This is a genomic window from Roseibaca calidilacus (assembly GCF_001517585.1).
Classification (GTDB): domain Bacteria; phylum Pseudomonadota; class Alphaproteobacteria; order Rhodobacterales; family Rhodobacteraceae; genus Roseinatronobacter; species Roseinatronobacter calidilacus.
This window is the reverse complement of the sequence record NZ_FBYC01000004.1, coordinates 1,245,458-1,269,662: the sequence shown is the minus strand read 5'-3', so window position 1 is coordinate 1,269,662 and position 24,205 is coordinate 1,245,458. Positions and strand designations below refer to the sequence as shown.

24 protein-coding genes and 1 tRNA gene are annotated in these 24,205 nt (G+C 62.5%); 12 read left to right on the top strand and 13 right to left on the bottom strand.

Going from position 1 to position 24,205, the window contains the following annotated elements; genetic code table 11:
• Window positions 1–40: 40 nt before the first annotated feature.
• From obgE to AWT76_RS09795, 3 genes are read left to right on the top strand one after another with little or no spacing between them, the layout of a single operon-like run.
• The gene (gene obgE / locus AWT76_RS09805; RefSeq protein ID WP_072246189.1) at window positions 41–1,066 is read left to right on the top strand and encodes a GTPase ObgE; all 1,026 of its coding nucleotides are present in this window, start codon (window positions 41–43) and stop codon (window positions 1,064–1,066) included.
• Window positions 1,054–2,169: a glutamate 5-kinase gene (gene proB, locus AWT76_RS09800; protein ID WP_072246188.1), complete on the top strand. Its 1,116-nt coding sequence runs from the start codon at window positions 1,054–1,056 to the stop codon at window positions 2,167–2,169. Before obgE ends, proB begins: the two co-directional genes overlap by 13 nt.
• Window positions 2,166–3,422, top strand: a complete 1,257-nt coding sequence (locus AWT76_RS09795) for a glutamate-5-semialdehyde dehydrogenase (RefSeq protein WP_072246187.1) — start codon at window positions 2,166–2,168, stop codon at window positions 3,420–3,422. Before proB ends, AWT76_RS09795 begins: the two co-directional genes overlap by 4 nt.
• Here the strand turns inward: AWT76_RS09795 and hisA are convergent, their stop codons facing one another.
• From hisA to AWT76_RS09780, 3 genes are all read right to left on the bottom strand, one after another.
• On the bottom strand, window positions 3,423–4,145 hold the full coding sequence (hisA, locus tag AWT76_RS09790) for a 1-(5-phosphoribosyl)-5-[(5-phosphoribosylamino)methylideneamino]imidazole-4-carboxamide isomerase (protein ID WP_072246186.1): 723 nt from the start codon (window positions 4,143–4,145) through the stop codon (window positions 3,423–3,425). It lies immediately after the preceding gene.
• A gap of 115 nt (window positions 4,146–4,260) precedes the next feature.
• A complete protein-coding gene (locus AWT76_RS09785; RefSeq protein WP_072246185.1) occupies window positions 4,261–4,728 on the bottom strand; it encodes a DNA polymerase III subunit chi in 468 nt (155 codons plus the stop codon).
• Between the two features lie 4 nt (window positions 4,729–4,732).
• Window positions 4,733–6,184: a leucyl aminopeptidase gene (locus AWT76_RS09780; RefSeq protein WP_072246184.1), complete on the bottom strand. Its 1,452-nt coding sequence runs from the start codon at window positions 6,182–6,184 to the stop codon at window positions 4,733–4,735.
• Between the two features lie 126 nt (window positions 6,185–6,310).
• Here AWT76_RS09780 and eda point away from each other — a divergent pair, with 126 nt between their 5' ends.
• Window positions 6,311–6,952: a bifunctional 4-hydroxy-2-oxoglutarate aldolase/2-dehydro-3-deoxy-phosphogluconate aldolase gene (eda, locus tag AWT76_RS09775; RefSeq protein ID WP_072246183.1), complete on the top strand. Its 642-nt coding sequence runs from the start codon at window positions 6,311–6,313 to the stop codon at window positions 6,950–6,952.
• 3 nt (window positions 6,953–6,955) lie between these two features.
• On the opposite strand, the gene AWT76_RS09770 is transcribed toward eda, so the two are convergent.
• Window positions 6,956–7,738, bottom strand: a complete 783-nt coding sequence (locus AWT76_RS09770; RefSeq protein WP_072246182.1) for an FkbM family methyltransferase — start codon at window positions 7,736–7,738, stop codon at window positions 6,956–6,958.
• A gap of 208 nt (window positions 7,739–7,946) precedes the next feature.
• On the opposite strand from AWT76_RS09770, the gene rpsB reads away from it, so the two are divergent.
• Window positions 7,947–8,732: a 30S ribosomal protein S2 gene (gene rpsB / locus AWT76_RS09765; RefSeq protein WP_072246181.1), complete on the top strand. Its 786-nt coding sequence runs from the start codon at window positions 7,947–7,949 to the stop codon at window positions 8,730–8,732.
• Window positions 8,733–8,818: 86 nt separating this feature from the next.
• Complete coding sequence (gene tsf / locus AWT76_RS09760; RefSeq protein WP_072246180.1) at window positions 8,819–9,691, top strand: translation elongation factor Ts; 873 nt, start codon at window positions 8,819–8,821, stop codon at window positions 9,689–9,691.
• A gap of 270 nt (window positions 9,692–9,961) precedes the next feature.
• On the opposite strand, the gene AWT76_RS16755 is transcribed toward tsf, so the two are convergent.
• Window positions 9,962–10,912 (bottom strand): hypothetical protein, encoded by a 951-nt coding sequence (locus AWT76_RS16755; RefSeq protein WP_141655926.1) that lies wholly within the window; start codon window positions 10,910–10,912, stop codon window positions 9,962–9,964.
• Window positions 10,913–11,176: 264 nt separating this feature from the next.
• Window positions 11,177–14,206: a DNA polymerase I gene (gene polA, locus AWT76_RS09750; protein WP_082700162.1), complete on the bottom strand. Its 3,030-nt coding sequence runs from the start codon at window positions 14,204–14,206 to the stop codon at window positions 11,177–11,179.
• 63 nt (window positions 14,207–14,269) lie between these two features.
• Between polA and AWT76_RS09740 the strand changes: the two genes are divergently transcribed.
• Entirely contained in the window at window positions 14,270–14,734 is a 465-nt protein-coding gene (locus tag AWT76_RS09740; protein WP_141655925.1) for a hypothetical protein, read from the top strand.
• 2 nt (window positions 14,735–14,736) lie between these two features.
• Here the strand turns inward: AWT76_RS09740 and AWT76_RS09735 are convergent, their stop codons facing one another.
• On the bottom strand, window positions 14,737–14,919 hold the full coding sequence (locus tag AWT76_RS09735; protein WP_141656004.1) for a zinc-finger domain-containing protein: 183 nt from the start codon (window positions 14,917–14,919) through the stop codon (window positions 14,737–14,739).
• 115 nt (window positions 14,920–15,034) lie between these two features.
• Between AWT76_RS09735 and AWT76_RS09730 the strand changes: the two genes are divergently transcribed.
• Complete coding sequence (locus AWT76_RS09730) at window positions 15,035–15,964, top strand: ABC transporter ATP-binding protein (RefSeq protein WP_072246176.1); 930 nt, start codon at window positions 15,035–15,037, stop codon at window positions 15,962–15,964.
• On the opposite strand, the gene AWT76_RS09725 is transcribed toward AWT76_RS09730, so the two are convergent.
• Together AWT76_RS09725 and AWT76_RS09720 are read right to left on the bottom strand one after the other, a co-directional pair.
• On the bottom strand, window positions 15,925–16,761 hold the full coding sequence (locus tag AWT76_RS09725; RefSeq protein ID WP_072246175.1) for a glycosyltransferase family protein: 837 nt from the start codon (window positions 16,759–16,761) through the stop codon (window positions 15,925–15,927). The two genes, AWT76_RS09730 and AWT76_RS09725, sit on opposite strands and share 40 nt — an antisense overlap.
• A 3-nt stretch (window positions 16,762–16,764) precedes the next feature.
• Window positions 16,765–18,090 carry an HlyC/CorC family transporter gene (locus tag AWT76_RS09720; protein ID WP_072246174.1) on the bottom strand — a complete coding sequence of 442 codons (1,326 nt, stop codon included), beginning with the start codon at window positions 18,088–18,090 and terminating at the stop codon, window positions 16,765–16,767.
• 111 nt (window positions 18,091–18,201) lie between these two features.
• Here AWT76_RS09720 and prfA point away from each other — a divergent pair, with 111 nt between their 5' ends.
• The 3 genes from prfA to AWT76_RS09705 all read left to right on the top strand — a co-directional run bounded on the left by prfA (window position 18,202) and on the right by AWT76_RS09705 (window position 21,007).
• Entirely contained in the window at window positions 18,202–19,257 is a 1,056-nt protein-coding gene (gene prfA / locus AWT76_RS09715) for a peptide chain release factor 1 (protein WP_072246173.1), read from the top strand.
• On the top strand, window positions 19,257–20,120 hold the full coding sequence (prmC, locus tag AWT76_RS09710; RefSeq protein ID WP_072246172.1) for a peptide chain release factor N(5)-glutamine methyltransferase: 864 nt from the start codon (window positions 19,257–19,259) through the stop codon (window positions 20,118–20,120). The genes prfA and prmC overlap by 1 nt, the downstream gene beginning before the upstream one ends.
• 206 nt (window positions 20,121–20,326) lie before the next feature.
• The gene (locus tag AWT76_RS09705; protein WP_072246171.1) at window positions 20,327–21,007 is read left to right on the top strand and encodes a DUF4167 domain-containing protein; all 681 of its coding nucleotides are present in this window, start codon (window positions 20,327–20,329) and stop codon (window positions 21,005–21,007) included.
• 1 nt (window position 21,008) lies between these two features.
• On the opposite strand, the gene AWT76_RS09700 is transcribed toward AWT76_RS09705, so the two are convergent.
• The gene (locus AWT76_RS09700; protein WP_072247627.1) at window positions 21,009–21,656 is read right to left on the bottom strand and encodes a MarC family protein; all 648 of its coding nucleotides are present in this window, start codon (window positions 21,654–21,656) and stop codon (window positions 21,009–21,011) included.
• A complete protein-coding gene (locus AWT76_RS09695) occupies window positions 21,656–22,732 on the bottom strand; it encodes a 2'-deoxycytidine 5'-triphosphate deaminase (RefSeq protein WP_072247626.1) in 1,077 nt (358 codons plus the stop codon). The genes AWT76_RS09700 and AWT76_RS09695 overlap by 1 nt, the downstream gene beginning before the upstream one ends.
• A 144-nt stretch (window positions 22,733–22,876) precedes the next feature.
• On the opposite strand from AWT76_RS09695, the gene AWT76_RS09690 reads away from it, so the two are divergent.
• A complete protein-coding gene (locus tag AWT76_RS09690) occupies window positions 22,877–23,158 on the top strand; it encodes a sll1863 family stress response protein (protein WP_072246170.1) in 282 nt (93 codons plus the stop codon).
• Between the two features lie 10 nt (window positions 23,159–23,168).
• Here AWT76_RS09690 and AWT76_RS09685 read toward each other — a convergent pair.
• Both AWT76_RS09685 and AWT76_RS09680 read right to left on the bottom strand, forming a co-directional pair.
• Window positions 23,169–23,245 (bottom strand) — tRNA-Pro (locus tag AWT76_RS09685).
• Between the two features lie 65 nt (window positions 23,246–23,310).
• Window positions 23,311–24,195 carry a MerR family transcriptional regulator gene (locus tag AWT76_RS09680; RefSeq protein ID WP_072246169.1) on the bottom strand — a complete coding sequence of 295 codons (885 nt, stop codon included), beginning with the start codon at window positions 24,193–24,195 and terminating at the stop codon, window positions 23,311–23,313.
• Between the last annotated feature and the right edge of the window lie 10 nt (window positions 24,196–24,205).

The following is a 24,205-nucleotide window of genomic DNA, read 5'->3' as shown; positions in this document are numbered from 1 at the left end:
TGCGCTAAAGGCTGCGACTTACGGTTACGGAGCACGCGCCATGAAATTCCTCGATCTAGCACGAGTCACGATCCGCTCTGGCGGCGGCGGCTCTGGCTGCGTGTCGTTCCGGCGCGAGAAATTCATCGAATATGGCGGCCCCGATGGCGGCGATGGTGGGCGCGGCGGCGATGTCTGGGCGGAATGCGTGGACGGCCTGAACACGCTGATCGACTTTCGCTATCTGCAGCACTTCTTTGCCAAATCCGGCCAGCCCGGCATGGGCAAGGGCCGCACCGGGCGCGATGGGGACAGCATTGTCTTGCGCGTGCCCGAAGGCACAGAGATTTTGGACGAGGACCAAGAAACCGTCATCGCCGATCTGACAGAGGTCGGCCAGCGCGTGCTTTTGGCCAAGGGCGGCAATGGCGGCTGGGGCAATTTGCAGTTCAAATCCTCGACCAACCAATCGCCGCGCCGCGCCAATTCCGGCCAGCCGGGGGTGGAGCGCGAAATTTGGCTGCGCTTGAAGCTGATCGCAGATGCCGGGCTTGCGGGCCTGCCCAATGCGGGCAAATCGACCTTTCTGGCCGCGACCTCGAACGCGAGGCCCAAGATTGCGGATTATCCGTTTACCACGCTGCATCCCAACCTTGGGGTTGTGGGGGTTGATGCGCGCGAATTCGTCATGGCCGATATTCCCGGCCTGATTGAGGGCGCCTCTGAAGGGCGCGGGCTTGGCGACCAGTTTCTGGGCCATGTCGAGCGTTGCGCCGTGCTGTTGCAACTTGTCGATGGCACGGCGGAAGATGTGGCCGAGGATTGGCGCATTATCGACACCGAGCTGCACGCCTATTCGCCCGATGTGGCGCTGAAGCCGCGCATCGTGGCGATGAACAAGATCGACGCGCTGGATGACGAGGAACGCACCGAGAAACTGGCGGCCTTGGAAGCGGCCAGCCGCCGCAAGGTGATGATGTTGTCGGCCGTGTCGGGCGAAGGGGTGCAGGACGTGTTGCGCGCCGTGATCCGCCAGATCGACAAGGGCCGCGAGGCGCCCGAGGATGAGGGCGCATGGCAACCCTGACCCCCGCTTCTGTGCTGACCTCTGCGCGCCGCGTGGTGGTCAAGATCGGCTCTGCGCTGCTGGTCGAACAGGGCCAGTTGCGGGCCGCGTGGCTGGCCGCTTTGGCCGGTGATGTGGCAGCTTTGCGCGCGGCAGGGGCAGAGGTGGTGATCGTGTCGTCCGGCTCGATTGCGCTGGGTCGCGCGGTGCTGGGCCTGCCCCAAGGCGCGCTGGCGCTGGAACAAAGCCAGGCGGCCGCCGCCGTGGGGCAGATTCAATTGGCCCGCGCCTATGAAGAAGTGCTTGCCCCTCATGGCATCAGCGCAGGGCAAGTGCTGCTGACGTTGGACGACACTCATGACCGCCGCCGCTACCTGAACAGTCGCGCCACGCTGGCCACGCTTTTGGGGCTGGGTGTGCTGCCGATTGTGAATGAAAACGACACCATCGCCACCGATGAAATTCGTTATGGCGACAATGACCGCTTGGCCGCGCAAGTGGCCGTGACCATTGGCGCGGACCTGTTGGTGCTGCTGTCGGATGTGGACGGGCTATATACCGGCAACCCGCAATCGGACCCTAACGCGCGGCACCTGCCTGTGATAGAGGCGATCACGCCCGAGGTCGAGGGCATGGCGGGCGATCCGCTCTCGCCCTTTTCCAAGGGCGGGATGAAGACCAAGATCATGGCCGCGCGCACTGCCACATCGGGCGGTTGCGCCATGCTGATCGGGGCAGGGCAGGCGCTGAACCCCTTAGGCGCGCTGGCAAATGGCGCGCGTGCTACGCTGTTTCTGGCGCAAGGCGACCCGCGCTCTGCCCGCAAGGGCTGGATTGCCGCGATGAAGCCCAAAGGTGCTGTGCATGTCGATGCGGGTGCGGCACGCGCGTTGGCATCGGGCAAATCGCTGCTGCCTGCGGGCGTGGTGCGCGTGGAAGGACAGTTTCACCGGGGCGACCCGGTCAGCATCGTGGGGCCAGAGGGGCCGCTGGGCCTTGGGCTGGCAGGCTATGACGCCGCTGAGGCGCGCGCCATCGCGGGCCACCATTCGACCGAGATAGAGACAATCCTGAACCATCCGGGCCGCGTGGCCCTGATTCACAGAGACGAGATGGCGCTATGACCGAGATCAGCCAAGAGATGTTGCAAATGGGTGCCCGCGCCCGCGCTGCTGCAAGCGTGTTGGCAAGTGCCGCGCCACAGGCCAAGACACAGGCGCTGATGGCCGCTGCCGACGCGCTGGACGCCACGCGCGCCGATGTGCTGGCGGCGAATGCGCTGGATATGGCCGCAGGGCAAAAGAAGGGGCTGTCGCCCGCCATGCTGGACCGGCTGTTGCTGGACAGTGCGCGGATAGACGGTATCTGCGCCGCGCTGCGCGCGATTGCTGCCCAAGACGACCCGGTCGGGCAAGTCATGGCCGAATGGGACCGCCCCACCGGTCTGCATATTCAGCGCGTGCGCACGCCTTTGGGCGTGATCGGGGTGATCTATGAATCGCGCCCCAATGTGACCGCCGATGCCGGGGCCTTGTGCCTGAAGGCTGGGAATGCCGTTATTCTGCGTGGTGGGTCCGAAAGCGCGCAGTCCTCGCGCGCCATTCACGCGGCGCTTGTTGCGGGGCTGCGCGCGGGCGGGCTGCCAGAGGATGCGATCCAGCTTGTTCAGACCACCGACCGCGCCGCCGTGGCGGATATGCTGCGCATGGTCGAGCATATTGACGTGATCGTGCCGCGTGGCGGCAAGGGGTTGGTCGGGCTGGTGCAGCGCGAAGCGCGGGTGCCGGTTTTCGCGCATCTGGAAGGTATCTGCCATGTCTATGTCGATTCCGCCGCTGACGCCGCCAAAGCGCGTGCCGTGGTGCTGAACGCGAAAACACGCCGCACCGGCATTTGCGGGTCGGCGGAATGCTTGCTGTTGCACCGCGATATTGTCGATGGGCTGGGTGCCGATATTCTGGCCGATCTTGCCGCTGCGGGTGTGGAACTGCGCGTGGGCGACGGCTTGCAGCACCTGCCCGGCACTATCCCTGCCAAGCCCGATGATTTCGGGCGCGAGTTCCTTGATATGATCCTTGCCGTCGCCGTGGTCGATGACGTGGCGGGCGCGATTGCGCATATCCGGCGCTACGGGTCCAGCCATACAGAGGCGATTATCACCGAGGATGACAGCGCCGCCGCCGAGTTCTTCGCCCGGCTGGACAGCGCCATCCTGATGCACAATGCCTCGACCCAATTCGCGGATGGGGGCGAGTTTGGCTTGGGCGGCGAGATCGGCATCGCCACGGGCAAGATGCATGCGCGCGGCCCGGTGGGGGCAGAACAACTGACCAGCTTCAAATACCTGGTCACGGGCGACGGGACGGTGCGGGCGTAACTACGCCCGCAGCACCGCCATCGCTTCGGCCAAGTCCAGTTTGCCGTCATACAGCGCGCGGCCCGAAATCGCGCCATCAAGCGCGGCGCCGCAATCGCGCAGCGCGATCAGATCCTCCAACCGCGATACACCGCCCGAGGCGATGACGGGAATGCTGACCGCCCGCGCCAGTGCCGCCGTGGCGTCGACATTCGGGCCTTGCATGGCCCCGTCGCGGTTGATGTCGGTATAGATGATCGCGGCCACGCCCGCATCCTCGAACTGGCGGGCAAGCTCTGTCACCTCGACATTGGTTTCCTCGGCCCAGCCCTTGGTCGCGACCATTCCGTTGCGCGCGTCAATCCCCACGGCCACCTTGCCCGGAAACGCGCGCGCGGCCTGCCACACCAGATCGGGGTTTTCCACCGCGACCGTGCCAAGGATGACGCGGGCCAACCCCTTGGCCAGCCACCCTTCGATTGTGACCATGTCGCGGATGCCGCCGCCCAGTTGGCACGGCACATCCACCCCGGCCAGGATCGCCTCCACCGCCGCGCCATTCACCGGTGCGCCTGCGAATGCGCCGTTCAGATCAACCAAGTGCAACCATTCGGCACCCTGATCGACAAAGGCGCGCGCCTGTGCAGCCGGATCGTCGCCGAACACCGTCGCCTTCTCCATATCGCCTTTATACAGGCGCACGCATTGCCCGTCCTTCAGGTCAATCGCGGGATAGAGAATCATGACACAGCCCTTTCACGTTGCTTGCGGCGTTCCATACAAAGGCGCGGGGCAGGGGAAAACCCTTGCTCGCTTCATCTTGCCCCAAATACTCAAAATGCACCGCGGGCCACAGGCGTTATCCGCCGCCGGATTGCGCTTTCTTGGCCCAGGCGCCCCCGTCCTGCGACCAGTATTCGGCCTGCACGCCAGCCGCTGTCATCGCCTTCCATTGACCGCGCGCATGCGCGAGCGACGCCTCATCCTGCCCGTCGAACAGGATCCACATGCGTTCCAGCCCAGCGACCTCTGCCGGGTCCACGTCGGCGCGGTCCACGGCCATCACGCAGGCGGGGCGGTTGGGCGCGTCGGGCGCGGTGGTCAGCAAGATGGGCTGGTCGGCATCATGCGGGCCGCCCGCCAGCCCATGTGGCAGAAAGCTGTCTGTTGCGCCCAGCCAAAGCTGCGCGTCCAGCCATTCCAACCGCGCCATGTCGCCCCCCCGCAGGGCCACGCGCCAGCCCGCGCCAAGCGCGCGGGTCAGCAGCGTTGCGGCGGTCACCTCTACGGGATCGCGCGTCAGGTGGTAGAACATGGCCTTGCCCATGGCACTAACCTTCGAAGCGCGCGCGGATCAGCGCGTCCAGCGTCAGCACGCCCCAGCCGGATGCCCCTTTGGGCGCGTGTGCGCTGTCGCCCTTGGTCAGCGCCACGCCTGCAATGTCCAGATGCGCCCATGGCATGCCTTCGGGCACGAAGCGCTCTAGAAACGCCGCTGCGGTGCAAGACCCGGCAGGCCGCCCGCCGGTGTTCTTGACATCGGCAAGGCGCGAATCGATCTGGCGCTGGTATTCCGCGCCCAAGGGCATGCGCCATGCGCCTTCGCCCACGGCGCTGGCCGCGCCCAGAATGTCGCTGGCCAAGCCATCATCATTGCAGAACAGGCCCGCGCGGTCATGCCCAAGCGCGATGATGATCGCGCCGGTCAGCGTGGCAAGGTCGATCATCGCGCGCGGCGCAAATCGGTCGGCGGCGTAATGCAGCATATCGCACAGCACCAAGCGCCCTTCGGCATCGGTATTGATAACTTCTATCATGTCGCCCTTCATGGACCGCACAATGTCGCCCGGTCGCTGCGCGCGCGCATCGGGCATGTTTTCGACCAGCCCGACCAGCCCGATGACATGCGCGGGCGCTTTGCGCAGTGCCAAAGCCTGCATCAGCCCGACGGTCACCGCCGCGCCGCCCATGTCCATCGTCATCTCTTCCATGCCCGCACCGGGTTTCAGAGAGATGCCGCCGGTGTCGAACATCACCCCCTTGCCCAGCACGCACAGGGGCGGCCCTTCGGCCCCTTTCCAGTGCAGGATTGCCAGTTTCGGCGGGTTGTCTGACCCTTGGGCGACGGCCAGCAGCGCGCGCATCCCCAGCGCTTCCATCTTGTCGCGGTCAAGGATTTCGACGGTCAGCCCCAGATCGGCCAGCCCGGCAATTTGCGCCGCGAAGCTTTCAGTATTCAGCACATTGGCCGGGGCATGGACCAGATCGCGCGTCAGGTGCACCGAACTTGCCAATGCACTGGCATCTTCCAGCGCGGCGGCGGCACTGTCCGGGTCTTTGACCGCCATCAAGACGCTGCCAAGCGGGCCTTTGGGCGCGGCTTTCATGGCCTGATAGCGATAGGCGCGCAAGGCGGCGTGCAGCGCGATATCGCGCGCGGGCAGGGTGTCTAGCGCGACCAGCGCGGCATCCTCATCCTGTGCGCGGCCTATGCTGTTGCCAGCCTTGCGCAACTGCTCTGGTGTGGCGCGGCGCGGCAGGCGGATGATCTGCAACGCCCGCGCCTTCATGCCCACGGGGTAGGCCAATGTCAGGTCTTTGCCGGGGGCCAGCGCGCCGAATTCGGCGCTGCCCACCGCCCGCGCCAGGGCGCCCTTGGTCAGCCGGTCGCAGCGCTTGGTGGCGCGTGGCAAGGGCGCGTCGGGATCGGCAAAAACGACCACGCGGCCCGGATGGGTGGCAAGCTGGTCAAGGTCTAGCAGCAGGGCAGAGAGATGGGTCATGGCGGCTCCGGCGTTGTTCTGCGGCAAAGCTAGTCCAGCGCGCGGGGGATGACCACCGCTCTTGCGAAAAGGCACACGAAGCGTTAGACCTGTTAACGCTAACGGCCCAGACAAGGAGCACGTCCCATGACCCCCAACCAGCAAAGCGATGCCGCCCTTGCGCTATGCCGCATGGCTCCGGTGATTCCGGTTATCGTGGTTGATGATCTGTCCCATGCCCGCCCCTTGGCCGAGGCGCTTGTGGCTGGCGGCCTGCCGGTGCTGGAAGTGACCTTGCGAACCGATTGCGCGCTGGATGCGATTGCCGCCATGGCAGAGGTGCCGGGGGCGGTTGTCGGCGCGGGCACGGTGCTGACTGCGGCGCAGATGAAAGCGGTCAAGGATGCGGGCGCGCGGTTCGCTGTTTCGCCCGGAGCGACGGCGGCGCTGCTGGACGCCGCGCGCGTCGAGGAACTGGCGCTACTGCCCGGCGCGCAAACCTGTTCCGAGGTGATGGCGCTTCTGGAACAGGGCTATCATGTGCAAAAATTCTTTCCGGCGGAATCCATCGGCGGGGCGGGGGCGCTGAAATCCATCGGCGGACCGTTGCCACAGGTCACGTTCTGCCCCACGGGCGGGATCACGCCGGAACTGGCGCCGGGCTATCTGGCGCTACCCAACGTTGCCTGTGTGGGTGGGTCTTGGGTGGCCCCCAAAGCCTTGATGCAGGCGGGCGACTGGGCGCAGATTACCGATCTGGCGCGCGGGGCGGCAGGGCTGGCGCGCTAGCCGTCACCCGCCGCGATAGCGCGCCAGCGAATGCTGCAATTCCAGCACTGGCAGCACCTCTGGCAGGGTCAGTGCGGGCTCTGACATCAGCAGGATGTTGAACTGGTGCTTACGTTCGAAATCGCGGGCAATGGGCACCAGCCCGCGCCCCATCAGATGCGCCAGCACATCATGAACCAGCCATTGCCCTTGCCAGAAGGGCGCGCTTTCGACCTCGATCATCATCAGTGCGGTCTTGTCCAGCAGCGCGCCTGCGCCCGCCAGCACCTTTTCGCTTGCGCCCTCAACATCGACCCACAGGGCGGCACGCGTCACATCCTTGGCCAGACCGTCCAGCCGCAGCCCCGGCACGGTGACGGTCTCATATTCTGCCTTCGGGTCCTCGCGCAGCAGCAGCGAAGAGCGGCCCGAATGAACCCCTTGCGCCGAATGCCGGTCAGCGGTCAGCACCTTGAAGGTCTGCGGCGTATCCGTGTCCGACAGGGCCGACAGCACATATTCCACCCCAAGCGCTGCGAAATCGTGGTTTTTGGAGAACCGCGCGTGGTTATGCGGGTTGCCCTCATAGGCGACAACGCGGGCTTTGGGCAGCAAGCGCCGCGCGCGCCGTGCGCCCGCCCCGTCATGCGCGCCAGCTTCGACAAACAGATCGGGATCGACCACCGGCAGCAACGCGAAAAACATCTTGCGCAGATCGGCGGCAGAGCGTGCGCGCGCCGCGCGGTCGCGCAGGTCATAAAGCGATGCGCGCGCGCAAAGCTGCGCAAGGGCCTGTGCGGGGGTCATGGATCGTCCTTCACTGCTCGGGCACCAGATTGAGCAGGCTCAAGGGCGCGGTCAAGCCCTCTTGCGCCCTGTGCGCAAACCGTCTAAGGGACACGCACTTCACAGGTGGGGGTCGGGCCGCGCGGGCAGAAAAATCCGCAACGGTCCACCGGTTGAGGCATTTGCCTTGAAACCCCCCACTCAGGCGCAAACCGGAAAGGAACACGTTATGGCGCTTCCCGATTTCTCCATGCGTCAGCTTTTGGAAGCTGGCGTTCACTTTGGCCACCAGACGCAGCGCTGGAACCCGCGCATGGCGCCGTATATCTACGGCGAGCGTAACGGCATCCACATCATGGATCTGACGCAAACCGTGCCCATGCTGGACGCGGCGCTGAATGTCATCCGCGAAACCGTCGCCAAGGGTGGCCGCGTGCTGTTCGTCGGCACCAAGCGTCAGGCTTCCAAGGCCGTGGCCGAAGCGGCCGATCGTTCGGCCCAGTTCTACATGAACCACCGCTGGCTGGGCGGCACGCTGACCAACTGGAAAACCGTGTCGCAGTCGATCCAGCGCTTGAAAGCTCTGGACGAGAAGCTGGAAAGCGGTGCCGAAGGCCTGACCAAAAAAGAGCGTCTGGGCATGGAACGCGAACAGGCCAAGCTGCAAGCCTCGCTGGGCGGTATCCGCGAAATGGGCGGCCTGCCGAACTTGCTGTTCGTCATTGACGTGAACAAGGAAGACCTTGCCATTCAGGAAGCCAAGAAGCTGGGCATCCCGGTTGTGGCGGTGGTCGATACCAACTGCTCGCCCGATGGCGTCGATTACATCATCCCCGGCAATGACGACGCGGCGCGCGCGATTGCGCTGTATTGCGATCTGGTCAGCCGCGCGGCGCTAGACGGCATGAGCGCGCAGATGGGTGCCGCTGGCATCGACCTTGGCGCGCTGGAAGACGCCCCAGTCGAAGAGGCGCTGGCCGAAGAGGCCCCGGCAGAGACACCCGCCGAAGGCTGATCGCTTTTTGTCAGGATTTGACATGAAACTGTGACAGGGGCGCGTCATGCCCCCTGTCATATCCTCGATATTCAGGAGTGAGAGACATGGCAATCACCGCAGCAATGGTGAAAGAACTGCGCGAATCCACCGGCGCAGGCATGATGGACGCGAAAAAGGCCCTGACCGAAACGAATGGCGACATGGAAGCCGCCACCGATTGGCTGCGCACCAAGGGTCTGGCGAAAGCCGCCAAAAAATCGGGCCGCACGGCAGCCGAAGGTCTGGTCGCCGTGGCCGTGGATGGCGGCAAGGGCGTGGCAGTTGAAGTGAACTCGGAAACCGATTTCGTCGCCAAGAATGCCGAATTCCAGTCGATGGTGGCAGGCATTGCCGCGACCGCGCTGACCGTATCGGACGTGGACGCGCTGGCAGCGGCAGAGCTGAACGGCAAGCCCGTCTCGACCGTGCTGACCGACGCGATTGCCAAAATCGGCGAGAACATGACCCTGCGCCGCATGGCGGTTGTGGAAGGCGACACGGTTGTGTCCTATGTCCACAATGCCGCGACCGATGGCATGGGCAAGATCGGCGTTCTGGTCGCCATGACCGGCGGGGATGAGGCGTTTGGCAAGCAGGTTGCGATGCATATCGCCGCGACCAACCCGGCGTCCTTGGACGAAGCCTCGCTCGACCCGGCGATTGTCGAGAAGGAAAAGCAAATCCAGATCGAGATCGCGCGCGAATCCGGCAAGCCAGAAGCGATCATCGAGAACATGATCGTTGGCCGCATGAAGAAATTCATGGCCGAGGTCACGCTGATGGGCCAAGCCTTTGTCATCAACCCCGACCTGACCGTGGCGCAAGCCGCGAAAGAGGCGGGCGCGACGATCACCGGCTTCATCCGCATGGAAGTCGGCGAAGGGATCGAGAAGAAAGAAGAAAACTTCGCCGAGGAAGTGGCGAAGATGCAGGGCTAAAAGCAATTTCAGAAAAAGTTGACAGACTTTTTCGGTTCGAAATTGCGTAAATGATACCCTTCTCTGAGTTTTCTGGAAGATTGGCGGCGCTCCGAGGGATCGGGGCGCCGTTTTTTGTGGGCCTATTCTTACGCTTGGCGTCGGACGATAGCTGTCTTGACAAGAAAGCCTCAATCTCAACTGAGCGCATTGCAGATGAAGCGGTTGTTCAGTAATATGCTATTTATACTAAATACCAGTCACGCCGCGATCGGAATAATGAACAAAATACTATTGAACGACTTTAGCTTCGACCTCTCGGAAAATCAAAAGTGGAGTAACGCCGAACGCGCTTTCTGGTCTACCAAATAACTGCCGAACAAGCGGGGCCATTGCTCTAAAGATACCAGCAACCATATCATTAGGTCCAAGCTCATCAGAAATCGAATTATGATCCTCGTGATCCGGGGCTGCGTCCAAAATACCCAAAACGGCCCATGTCCCAGGTACATTCATCCCGTGTTTCAGTAATATATCAGAAGTTGTCATGTTTAGGCCGTCTCGCGCTAGCGTGCACCAGATTTCGTCGTGCGAGCCGTTTCTGACGATTGCCTGAACTGTATGAGGAAGGTGGGGGGCCAATTCTGAAAAGAGCTCAAGTCCCTGCTCTGCCTGAGACTTTGCCCTATGGGCAGACACGAGCATTTGTTTCACTTGTGGGTTGTTCTTTTGCGATTTGCTTACGCTCGGAATTTGTGGAAGTGATGCGTTCATCATTCTTTTTACGGATTTCAAATTCCACATTTTCCCGACTAAATCTAAATCATAAACTGAAAGGGTGCCTTGTAATAGAACGAATTGCCCAAGTTCTGCTGATCCAAGATTTCTCTCAATCAGCCCGTTTGATTGTAGAAGATTTAGGAACTCCCGAGCGTTTGCCCAAGTGGGATCATACACTCTTGAAATCTCCTGTTCCACAGACTTACTAACCGCGAGCGAATCTGATCCTTCGATACGAGCTACACCAGGGATCCCGCCTGCCGTCTGAAAATCGTTCGTTTCGCTACTTGAGCGGTGCGCAGATTTTCCTTGAGTGAGTTGAGTCAGTAGACCAGAAGGATCAAACTGAGCAAGAAACGATGCAATTCTTCTGCCATCATGATAAATAAAATCATAAGCGGAACTTATCGTCTGTTCTTCGTGCTCCCCTTGCGATTTCATCTTCGGCCTTGTTGACGTCATGCTCGACCCCTTCTGCTTTTATAATCAATGCTTTTTTGCGTTTCTGCTGCTCAAGAGAAGCCGTCCTCAAGCGACGAAAAAATGACAACTTCTTGCTCTTTGAGGCTTCGCGACTTGACATGTGATCAACCTCGGTGATCAGCTGAATGTGGTATTCTTGTAGCAGAACTAAGCCTTAAAAGTCGAGGCCGCCATTTTAAGATATCCGAACGTGTAGTTCAGTTTCGATGTGTAAACCGAGCATCTTGAATCAGGTGAATGACACTAATGCGCCTCCGCCCAACTCTCCCCCACGCCTGCATCCACCACCAGCGGCACGTCCAACTCCACCACCGGCGCTGCGGCCCCTTCCATCACCTCGCGCACCACGGCGATCACCTCGTCCACCGCGCCCTCTTCCACCTCGAACACCAGTTCGTCATGCACCTGTAGCAGCATCTGCGCGGGCAGGTGCGCAATCGCGTCCGGCACCCGCACCATGGCGCGGCGGATGATGTCGGCGGCGGTGCCTTGGATGGGCGCGTTGATCGCCGCGCGTTTGGCAAAGCCCGCAGCGGGGCCTTTGGTGTTGATCTCTGGTGTGTGAATACGCCGCCCGAACAGCGTTTCCACCCGGCCATGTTTTTTGGCGAATTCCACCGTGTCATCCATATAGGCGCGGATGCCGGGGAAACGCTCGAAATAGCGGTCGATGAAGCCCTGCGCATCGGCGCGCGGAATGCGCAGATTGCGGGCAAGGCCAAAGCCCGAAATGCCGTAGATCACCCCGAAATTGATCGCCTTGGCCTGACGGCGGATTTCGGGTGTCATCTGGTCCATCGGCACATCGAACATTTCCGACGCGGTCATAGCGTGGATATCTTGCCCCTCGCGGAAGGCTTGCTTCAACGCGTCAATGCCAGCGATATGGGCAAGGATGCGCAACTCGATCTGGCTATAGTCCAGCGCCACCAGTTTATGCCCTTCGGCGGCAACAAAGGCGGTGCGGATGCGGCGGCCTTCTTCCGACCGGATGGGAATGTTTTGCAGGTTCGGATCGGTCGAGGACAGCCGCCCCGTAACCGCACCCGTAATCACATAAGACGTGTGCACGCGGCCCGTATCGGGGTGGATATGGTCTTGCAGCGCGTCGGTATAGGTGGATTTCAGCTTGGACAGTTGCCGCCAATCCAGCACGCGGGCGGGCAGGTCGTGGCCTTCGGCGGCCAAGTCTTCCAGAATATCCGCGCCGGTGGCATAAGCCCCGGTCTTGCCCTTTTTACCGCCGTCCAGCGACATCTTGTCGAACAGGATTTCGCCCAATTGCTTTGGGGAGCCCACGTTGAACCGCTCGCCCGCCAGTTCGTGGATTTCCGCTTCCAGCCCGGCCATTTTCTGCGCAAAGGCGTTCGACATGCGCGACAGGATATCGCGGTCCACCTTTATGCCCCGCCGCTCCATCGCGGCCAGAACCGGCACCAGCGGGCGTTCCAGCGTCTCATAGACGCGCGTGACCTGCGCCGCGTGTAGGCGCGGTTTGAACATCTGCCACAGGCGCAGGGTGATGTCGGCGTCTTCTGCGGCGTATTTTGTTGCATCCTCTATCGGCACACGGTCGAAGGTGATGGCGGATTTACCGCTGCCCAGCAGCGTTTTGATGGCGATGGGCGCGTGGTTCAGATAGCGGTCCGAGAGCGCATCCATCCCATGCCCGTGCAGGCCGCCATGCAATGCGTAGCTCATCAGCATGGTGTCATCTATCGGGGCAACGCTTATGCCATAGCCTTTGAGGATCTTGGCGTCATACTTCATGTTCTGCCCGATTTTCAGAATGCTCGGGTCTTCCAGAAGGGGTTGTAGCGCCTTTAACGCCTCGGCCATGGGGATTTGCCCGTCGCTGAGGGCGGGGTCATCGAACAATCCGTCGCCGCCCGCGCGGTGCGCCAGCGGGACATAGGCGGCGTGACCGGCTTCAATACACAGCGAGACGCCGACCAGGTCGGCGCGCATTTCGTCCAAAGCCGTGGTTTCGGTATCGACCGCGACATAGCCGCGTTCGCGCGCCGCTGCGATCCATGTGTGCAGCGTGTCCAGATCGCGGATGCAGTCATATTTTGCGTCGGCAAATGCGGGCGCTTCGGGCGTGTCTGCCTGCGGGGTAGGGGCAGCTTCGGGCAGGGCGGGCGTGTCCGCCCCCAAGCTGTCGGCAATGCGGCGGGTGAGGGTGCGAAATTCCATCTGGTTCAGGAAGGCCAGCAGGGCGTCCGCATCGGGCTTGCGCACCGCCAGATCGTCCAAGCCGAAGGTGATCGGTGTCTGGTCGTCCAGCCGCACAAGGCTTTTTGACAGCAGCACCGCCTCTTTCGCCTCTGCCACTTTGGGCGCGACGTTGCGCAGCACTTTCAGCCGTTCGCGCATGGTGACAAGTTGTTTCGCGGCGTCATTGCCGCCCATTGCGAGATCGCTCAATTCCTTGGGCGAAAGTTCCGCACCCACCTCTGCCCCGGATAGCGCGACGATGGCGGCGGCATCGGCCTTTGACCCCAGCTTGACCTTGCGTTCCAGCCGGGTTTCCAGATCCAACACATAGGCGTCAATCTGCGCGGCCAGTTCGGATAGCGCCGCCTCGCGCGTGCCTTCGTCGAACAGCCGGTCCACCGGGCCAATCGCTTGCAGCAGGATCGACGCGGTCGCCGCGCCCACGCCCCGCACGCCGGGAATATTGTCGACCGAATCGCCTGCGATGGCTTGCAGGTCGATCATCAGTTCCGGCCCCACGCCGAACCATTCCACCACGCCGCCTCGGTCCACAAGCTGATCGGGCTTGCCCTGCATGCCGGGGCGGATCATCGACACCCGGTCATTGACCAGTTGCGCCAGATCCTTGTCGCCGCTGATGATGGTCACGCGCCCGCCCGCCTCTGTCGCTTGCCGCGCTAGCGTGGCGATGATGTCGTCGGCCTCATAGCCTTCCAGCTCTTCGCAGGCGATGTTGAAGGCGCGCGTGGCCTCCCGGGTCAGCGGTATCTGCGGGCGCAGGTCTTCGGGCATGTCGGGGCGGTGGCCCTTGTAATCCGAATACAGATCATTGCGGAAGGTGTGGCTGCCTTTGTCGAAAATCACCGCGACATGGGTTGGCGCGTCCGGTCCGTCATTGCCCTGCACATAGCGCCACAGCATGTTGCAGAACCCCGCAACCGCCCCGACCGGCGCGCCATCGGATTTGCGCGCAAGCGGCGGCAGCGCGTGATAGGCCCGGAAGATATAGGCCGAGCCGTCGATCAAATGCAGGTGGCTATCCTTGCCGAATGTCATCTTGCGCGGTTCCTGTGGGTTGGGCAGATTGGCCCTGATTATATTTGGTCAAAGGTATTTCACATGCGACTTCTCTGTTCAATCGCCACTCTCTGCGCGCTGGCGGGCGCCGCCCCGGCGATGGAGTTGCCCGATTGCGCGCTGATCCCCGGCAGCCCCGATTCGTGCAGTCCGATCGTGGCCTGTATGCCGGGCGAGGATAGCTATTTCGTGGGCCGCGCAATTGGGTGGGACGAGGGCACGCTGTCGGGTGTCACGAATACCGGCATCATTTGCATCGGCACATGGCGCGTCACCGGCCTTGGGGTGGGGCTGGCGCGCTTTGCCTGTGATGACGGGTTGGAAGGGCGGTTGGTCTATTACTATCAAGACGGCGAAACCGGCACCACGCATGGGCGCGGGCTGATTAGCGGCTTTGGCTTTGTCGAAGCTTGGTCAGGCCACAATATAGAACAGTTTCTGGACCAGACAGGTCGCCGCGTCGATGGCGAGTTGATGTGCGGCGCCGCGCCAATGCTGATGAGCTAGCGTCAGGCCGCATCATCCGCGAAATCGGCATGGATGAAACGCTTGTCGCAATAGGGACATTCGACCATGCCGGTGTCATGGCTGATCGACAGCCAAACGCGCGGATGCCCCAAGGCACCTTCGCCGCCATCGCAGGCCACGCGCATGGTGGTCACGATCTGGGTCTCTGGGGCGTCATGGGGCAGGGGAGCGGTCATGAGGGCTGTCCTTGTCGCTGGCGGCGCGCTGGCCTAGGTATGGTCGGGACAATACCAAATCCGGCGCGCGCGACAAGACATGTTGCCCCCGGCAGGAGCAAACATGAGCAGACAGGCAATCGAGATCACGGGCCTTCGCAAGACCTATGCGGGCCAAAAGGGCGAACCGCCCAAGGACGCGCTGAAAGGCATCGATCTGAGCATTCCCGCAGGCAGCATCTTCGGGCTGTTGGGGCCGAACGGGGCGGGGAAATCGACACTCATCAATATCCTTGCCGGTTTGGTGAACAAGACCGCAGGGCAGGTCAGTATCTGGGGGTTTGACCAAGATGTGAACCCGCGCCAATCGCGCGCTGCCATTGGCGTCATGCCGCAAGAGTTGAATATTGACCCGTTTTTCACCCCGCGCGGCGCGCTCGAAGTGCAGGCGGGCCTGTATGGCGTGCCCAAATCCGAGCGCCGGACCGACGATATTCTGGAACTGATCGGCCTGTCGGACAAGGCCGAAGCCTATGCGCGCACGCTATCGGGCGGGATGCGGCGGCGCTTGCTGCTGGGCAAGGCGCTGGTGCACAGCCCGGCGGTGCTGGTGCTGGACGAACCCACTGCGGGCGTCGATATCGAATTGCGCCAAATGCTGTGGGACAATGTGCGCGCGCTGAACAAGCAGGGCATGACCATTATCCTGACCACCCATTACCTGGAAGAGGCCGAGGAGATGTGCGACGAGATCGCCATCATCAACCACGGTGAAGTCGTGGTGCGGGACAGGACCGCAACGCTGTTGGGCCAGTTGGACGCGAAAACACTGGTGCTGACGCTAGAGCACGAGACCGCGCTGACCTTGCCCGAAGGCGTGACCCAAGAGCGCAAGGCAGATGGGCGGGTGTCGCTGACCTATCGGCGCAGCCAGATCAGCGCCGGGCAGATCTTGGCGGCGGTTGCGGATGCGGGCGGCGTCGTTGTCGATGTCACCTCAGAGGAACCCGACCTTCAGGATGTGTTCCTGTCGCTGACCCGTTCTGCCGCGTAAGCGCTCAGCGAGGGGCGCAGGTCCATCCAACCGCAGGCCCGCGCATAATCGCGCGGATCGCGCGCATCGGGCGCGGCCTGCGCGCGGCGCTGTTTGCGCGACCGCCACAGGTTCCAGCGCCATTTATACAGGTCGCGCGCGCTGCGGGTGATCTTCACCACCGGTGTTTTCAGCGGCAGCATGTTGGACCATTTCCGCGCCATGTAGCGAAAGGCGGCTTCGAAATTGGCGTCCAGCGTTTCCTTGTAGCCATCATTATGGATCAGCGGCAGCGCCACCGAATAGGCCCCCAGACCCTTGGCGCGGGCTTGGCAAACAATATCGGTTCCATACATGTGCCAGCCCGTCAGCCCCGCGTCAAAACGCAGGCCGGACGCGCGGCGCAGCACGAACAGCAATTCGTCGAAGGATTGCACCGGTACCGGGGCCAAGGGCATCAGCCCGGCAATGAAGTCGATGGAGCTGGACCAAACCGGGCCGTAGGCGCGGCTGTCCATGGCAATGCCGAACGCCCCTAGCAGCGCCCAGTTCGGATCGACTGCCTCGACCTCTGCAATGCGTTGGCGCAGCAGGTCGTCCCAGCCCAGCGGCAAGTAGACATCATGGTGCAGGAACACGATGATATCCGCCTTGGTGCGGTCCAGCCCCAAATTATAGGCTTGGGTGGCCGAAGCTGCGTTCTCGATCACCTCTAGCGGGTAGGCACCTGACGCGATGGCGGGCGAGCGCAGAAGGTTCTCGGCCAGAATGCGCGGATTGTTTGACGCGCAGACAAAAGCAATGCTGGGGCTGGACATTGGTCAGTCAACTGCCTCAAGTTTTTGCTTGCGAATGCTCAGCTTGGTCACACGGTTGTCAACCCGTTCCAGAACCGTAAAGCGGAACCCATGGAACAGGAAACTTTGGCCTTCTTCGGGGATGGTCTGCGCTTCGTGAATGACAAGGCCCGCCACGGTCACCGCTTCGTCATCGGGCAATGACCAATCTGCGGCGCGGTTCAGGTCGCGGATCGTCATCGCCCCATCGACCACCACTTCGCCATTGTCCAGCCGAACCAGATCGGGGTCTGTCGGCACGTCATACTCATCCTCGATATCGCCCACGATCTCTTCCAGAATGTCTTCCAGCGTTATCAGCCCGTGCAGCGCGCCGTATTCATCCACCACCAGCGCAAAATGCCGTTTTTGGCGCAGGAATTCGCGCATTTGTTCATCCAGCGGCGTGGTTTCTGGCACGAAATAGGGCTCGCGCAGCAGCTTGGACAGGTCCAGCTTGGCGACCGCGTCGTAATCGCCGCCCGCTTCTGTCACAAGGCTATGCATCTCTCGGACAAGGTCGCGGATATACAGAATGCCGATAATATTCTCGGGGTCTTCGCGGTAGACCGGCAGGCGCGAATGCGGCGCGTTGATGCAATAGGCGATGATCTCTCGGATGGGCAGATCGGCATCCAGAACGTCAATCTGACTGCGGTGCAGCATGATCTCTTCGACCGTGCGCGCCGACAGGTCCAGCGCGCCCAGCACCCGGTAGCGGTCCTCTTTCTCGACCGACCCGGTGGAATGCCCCAGCGCCAGCGTGCCCGCGATTTCCTCATGGACCGACAATACCTTGCTGTCCGGGTCAATATTGACCCCGAACAAGGCCAGCACTCGGCGCACGATAAAGCGCACCACCGCCACCACGGGCGAGAAAATCGCCACCACCACGCGCAGCGGCGGCGCCACTTTCAGCGCGGTGCGCTCGGGGTTGGAAATAGCATAGGTCTTTGGCAACACCTCGGAGAAGATGAGCACCAGAACCGTCATGACCAGCGTCGCAAAGGCCACGCCGCTATCGCCGAACAACCGGGTGAACAAAGCCGTTGCCAAAGACGCGGCCAAGATATTGACCATGTTATTGCCCAGCAAGATCGCGCCGATCATGCGCTCGCTGTCCTCGGTCAGGGTCAGTGCGCTTTGCGCGCCACGTTCGCCCTTGTCGGCCTGTGACTTCAACTTGCCCCGGCTAGAGGCCGTCAGCGCAGTTTCCGAACCAGAAAATAGGGCAGACATAATCAGCAGACACAGGATAGCGCCTACGGTCAGCCAAAAGGCCATATCCAAAACGACGGCCGTGTTTTCCATGTAACTCACGAATGTTGCTATACTCTCCTACTATCTACGCGCAACGGCGGCGCGCGTAAAGTAGAGCCGCGGACTTGACCACGGCGCGGCAAGCCGTCATTTGCCTAATTCATGTTCGCCAAAGACGCACTTGACCAAATTCTGCAACGATTCGAATTCCTAGAGGCGCGGCTTATGGCCGGGGCGTCGGGGGCCGATATGGTGCAACTGTCGCGCGATTATGCCGAACTCAAACCCGTCGCGGCCCGGATCAATGCCTATTATCAGGCGCTGCGCGACCGCGAAGAGGCTGTGGCGCTGCGCGATGACCCGGATATGCGCGCGCTGGCCGAGGAAGAACTTGCGCGCCTAGAGGCCGAATTGCCGGAACTGGAACAAGGCTTGCGCATTGCGCTGTTGCCGCGCGACAGTGCCGATGCGCGCCCTGCGTTGATCGAATTGCGCCCCGGCACTGGCGGGGATGAGGCCGGGTTGTTCGCCGCCGACCTGTTGCGCATGTATCAGCGTTATGCCGATGCGCGCGGCTGGCAGGTGCAAACCATCAGCTATTCCGAAACCGAACTTGGCGGTCTGCGAGAGGCCGTGATCCGCGTGGCGGGGGAAGGGGTGTTCGCGCGGCTGAAATTCGAATCCGGCGTGCACCGTGTGCAGCGCGTGCCGGTCACGGAATCGGGCGGGCGCATTCACACCTCTGCGGCAACCGTCGCCGTGCTGCCCGAAGCCGAAGAGGTCGAGATCGACATCCCCGCAGGGGATATCCGCATCGACACGATGCGCGCATCGGGCGCGGGCGGGCAGCATGTGAACACCACCGATTCGGCAGTGCGGATCACACATATTCCGACCGGGTTGGTCGTTACCTCGTCCGAGAAATCGCAGCACCAGAACCGCGCGATTGCCATGCAGGTTCTGCGCGCAAAGCTCTACGACATGGAACGCCAGCGCGCCGACACTGAGCGCGCCGATGCGCGGCGGGCGCAAGTGGGCAGCGGCGACCGTTCTGAGCGGATTCGGACCTATAATTTCCCACAAGGGCGGATGACCGACCATCGCATAAACCTGACGCTCTATAAGCTGGATGCGGTCATGGCCGGTGATCTGGATGAAATGATCGACGCGCTGATAGAGGCCGACCAGGCCGCGAAGCTGGCGGCGATGGATGCGTGATGCGTGCCGCTGAGCTGCTGGCCGACGGCATCGCCCGCCTGCGCGCGGCTGGGCTGGACGGGGCCGCGGGCGATGCGCGTGTGCTTTTGGCCTATGCGCTGGACATCCCACGCGATCGGCTGACATTGGCGATGGGCGATGACGTATCTACCCCGGCGCAACACCGCTTCCAGACCGCGATCACAGCGCGCGCGGCCTACCGGCCCGTGGCGCAGATTATTGGGCGGCGCGCCTTTTTCGGGCGTGACTTCGCCGTCACCCCCGATGTGCTGGACCCCCGCCCCGATACCGAAACCCTGATAGAGGCCGCGTTGGAGCAGCCGTTTTCGCGCCTTCTGGACCTTGGCACAGGGTCCGGGGCCATTGCGCTGACGCTGCTGGCCGAACGCCCCGATGCGCAGGCGGTTGCGGTGGACCTGTCACAACCCGCGTTGAAGGTCGCAGCCCGCAACGCAAAAGCCCTTGGGCTATCAAGCCGGGTCACGTTTCTGCGCTCGGACTGGTTTGGCGCGGTTGGCGGCGTCTTTGATCTGATCGTGTCGAACCCGCCCTATATCGGGGTGCCCGAATTGGCCGATCTGTCCCGCGATGTGCGCGACTACGAACCGCGCATGGCCTTGGTTCCCACGGATGATGATGGCTCTGGGCTGGCCGCTTACCGCGTCATTTGCGCACAGGCGCAGAATTACCTGCGGCCCGGCGGCTGGCTGCGCGTTGAAATCGGCTATCGGCAGGGCGCTGCCGTTCAGGCGCTTTTCACAGAGGCTGGTTTTGACCATGTCAGCCTGCGCAAGGACCTGTCGGGCCATGCCCGTGTCGTGTCAGGGCAGGCCCCGCTGGGCCAGTCGCCCTCAGAACTATGACAAATAAGCCATAACTTGCCATATCCCCTGATTTTATGCCCCTTTGGGCTTGCCATACGCGGCGCGGCATGGCACCAACGTGTGGCAGGTTTGTTCGGCACCGTTTCGCTGCACCTGTCATCCCGATCAGCGGCTTGTTTGCGTGGCCTTAGCCGGCCCGCCAAGACGCGCGAGATTAGTCCCTACATGGCTGGACATTTTACGATATGAGATCACCCAACAAACGTTCGCGTTCAAAGTCGAACCGCCCCAAAACGCTTGGAAACATCGTCAACCGCGTGTTCGACAGTTCCGGGCCCGAAGGCAAAGTGCGCGGCACGCCGCAGCAGATCATCGAGAAATACCAGTTCCTTGCGCGCGACGCGCAATTGGGCAATGACCGTGTTGCGGCGGAAAACTTTCAGCAACACGCTGAGCACTATACCCGCATGTTGGCGCAGGCCCAGAAAGAACAGGCCGCCGAGCAAGAGGCACGCCGCCAACAGCAGGAAGACCAGCGCGCCCGTAACGAGGATCGCAATCGTCACCAGCACGGCCAGCAAGGCGGGCAGGGTGGCCATCACGCCCAGACCCAGCCCGATCAGCCGACCGAGGCGCATGCGGCAGAGCAGCCATCCACGGGCACGGGTTTTGATCTGGCCCCGGCAGAAAGCAGCGATGACAGCGCCTTGGTGGTCGATACGCCCGAAGGCAACGCGCGCTTTGATGCCCCGGCGGGCGATGATACGCCCCGCAAGCCGCGCAACACCCGCAAACCGCGCGCGCCCAAGGCAGAGGGCGAAGATGCCCCTGCCAAGCCTCGCCGCGCGCCCCGCAAGCCGCGCGCACCCAAGGCAGAGGGCGACACGGCCCCCGCCCCCGAGATGAAATCTTCGGCGGCGGAATAAGCTACATCGGCACGGCGCTTGGCAAGATACCAAGCGCTGTTGCGCCATTCAGCACGAATTGCACCGATAGCGCCGACAGAAGCAGCCCGAACAGCCGCGTCAGCACCATGGTTCCGGTGCGGCGCAACATGCGTTCCAAGGGCGCGGCGGCCAAGAACGCCAGCAATACCAGCGCGATCACGGCCAGCATGACGCCCGAAATCAGTGCCGTGCCTTCCCATGTGCCGCCGGTGTCGTTTATCAGCAGCACCATTGTTGCCATCGCCCCCGGCCCAGCGATCAGGGGCATGGCCAGCGGAAAGACCGACGGGTCATCGGCCAGATTGCCCGTCCCCTCATCCGCGTGGTTCTGACGCCGTTCCGAGCGGCGGTCGAACAGCATGTCCAGCGCCGTCAGAAACAGCAAAAGCCCGCCCGCGATCTGGAAGGCCGGCATCGAAATGCCGATGAAATTCAGGAAATCCTCGCCCGCCACGGCAAAAGCCATCAGCAGCAGTGCTGCAATGAAACAGGCGCGCAGGCCCACCGTGCGGCGCTGCTTGGCGGTCATGCCTTGGGTCAGCGCCAGAAACAAGGGCGCGGTGCCGATGGGGTCAATGACCACGAACAGCGTAACGAAGGCCGAGATCAGGAAAGGGATTTCCAGCATCATGCCGCCTTGAAATGCTTGGCCAGTTTCAAACCCTGCCCTTGGTAGTTCGAGGCCAGATCCGCGCCATACAGGCGTTCTGGCCGCGCGGCCATGCGTTCGTATATCAGCCGCCCGACGATCTGGCCATGTTCCAGCGCGAAAGGCGCTTCGTGACAGCGCACTTCCAGAACACCGCGCGCGCCGCTGCCCCCGGCGGCGGCATGGCCGAAACCGGGGTCGAAGAATCCGGCATAATGCACCCGGAATTCGCCCACCATGGCCAGGTAAGGGGCCATTTCGGCGGCGTAATCGGGGGGAATATGCACCGCCTCGCGGCTGACCAGAATGTAGAACGCACCGGGGTCAAGGATGATCTGCCCGGTATCACTGTGCAGCTCTTCCCAGTAGTCGCGCGGCGCATAAGCGCCGATGCGGTCAAGGTCTATCACCCCGGTATGGGGTTTTGCGCGGTAGCCTACCAGCGTGCCTTGCGCCGGTTTCAGATCGACCGAAAAGCCCAGCCCGTCAGAGATGACCGGCTCGCCCGGCACCAGCGTATCGGTGCTGTGCAGCGCGTGCAAAGCGGTGTCATCCAGCACCGCATGGCCGCGCCGAAAGCGGATCTGGTTCAGCCTTTGGCCGGGGCGCACCAGCACCGAAAAGGACCGCGGGCAGATTTCGGCATAAAGCGGGCCTTGGTAGCCATCGGGCACACGGTCGAATTCGGTGCCGTTATCGGCAATCACGCGGGTCAGCAAATCCAGCCGCCCGGTCGAACTTTTGGCATTGGCCACCGCTTGCAGGGCCGGGGGCAGGGCCAGCCGTTCCATCAGTTCCACGACATAAACGCAGCCCTTTTCCAGAACCGTGCCGCCCTCAAGGCGCATTTCGTGCATTTCGAAATCGGCCAGACGGTCGGCCACTCGCCGCCCCTTGCCCGCCAGAAACGATGCGCGCACCCGCCATGCCCGGTGGCCCAGACGCAGGTCAAGGCTGGCAGGTTGCACCTGTTGTGCCGTGACCGGGGTGTCGGCCGTGATTTCGGCGCGCGCAATCATCTCGCGCAGGGTCTGGGATGGCAAAACGCCTTGCATATCGGTCATCTGTCCTTCGCGCCGGTTTCCCGAACTGTCTTAGCGAAGGCCGCAAGGCTTGGGAAGGGTGGCCAGCCCCGGGTTGCATGACGCGGAACGGGTTCCTACGTTCTAGGTATTCGCTTGTAATGAAAGGAGGGTCCCATGGACCGTGACGCATTCATAGAGAAAACCAAAGCCAAGATCGACGAGTGGAATGCAGAGATTGCCAAGCAGGAAGCGCAGATACGCGGCGCGCAGGCGGATATGAAGGTAAAATACGAAGCCCAGTTGGCCGAAATGAAAGAGCAGCGCAACAAGGTCGAGAAGAAACTGCACGAGGCGCGCGACGCCAGCGAACAGGCGTGGTCCGACATGCAGAGCGGTTTCGTCTCTGCATGGAACGATATTTCCAGCGCCTTCGAGAAGGCCGCAAATCGCTACTGAAGTAGATGAATGGTCGGGCTAGCAGGACTTGAACCTGCGACCTTCCGTCCCCCAGACGGACGCGCTACCAGACTGCGCTATAGCCCGACAGGCTATGCCCGGCCTTCTAACCGATTCAGCGCCGAGGGCAAGGGGCAATCCGCCGCTTTGTGCTAATCGCTGCGTTCCGCGAGCGTTCGGGCAAGCTGTTCCAGCCGGGACAGCGCCGGGGCAAAGCGGGAAACATCGCGCGGCGGGTTGACACGCAGCGCATGGGCGATGCGCGCAAAGCGGGCGGGTTCTGGCGGCGCAGGATCGGTGTCTGGGACTGGTGCCATAACCGGGGCCGGTGCCTTGGTCGGTGTTGGGGGGACTGCTTCTTCGGCTTGCTCTGACGCTGACTGAACGGCATCCGGCGTCAATTCGGCACCTGCGTCTTGCTCTGGCGCTGCTGCGGTTGCGTCTGGCGCGGGTGCTGCGGCATCGGGCAGGTCTGGTTCCGGCGCCGTGTCGCGCGGCGACCTTGGCTCTGCGATATTTCCTGCGCTGTCGCCTATTGGCCCAGTCTGGTCATCCTGTGGCGGCAGTGCGGGTTCTTCTGGCACCTCTTCTGGTGTGTCGCTGCTTTCGGGCAGCGGCTGCGCGCCTTGCTCTGCAACGGGCCTGACGCTTTCGACCTTCGTGGTGTCCACCGCGGGCGGCAGATCCGGGGCGATGTCAGGCTTGGGCACCATCACCGTGCCCATGTCCGCAGGCGGGTCTAGCGGCAGTTCCAGCACATCGGCGCTGATCGGGGCCAGCCCGGCGACATGGCGCGCGCCTTTTTCCTGCAACAGCTTTTGCACGCCGCGAATCGTCATGCCCTGATCGTGCAGCAGCAGCTTTATGCCCGACAGAAGGTCAATATCGGCGGGGCGGTAATAGCGCCGCCCGCCCGCGCGTTTCACAGGTTTGACATGGGTGAATTTGCTTTCCCAAAAGCGCAACACATGCGCCGGGGTGTCCAAGGCTTCCGCCGCTTCGCTGATGGTGCGGAACGCCTCTGGTGCCTTGCGCATGAACTTGCCT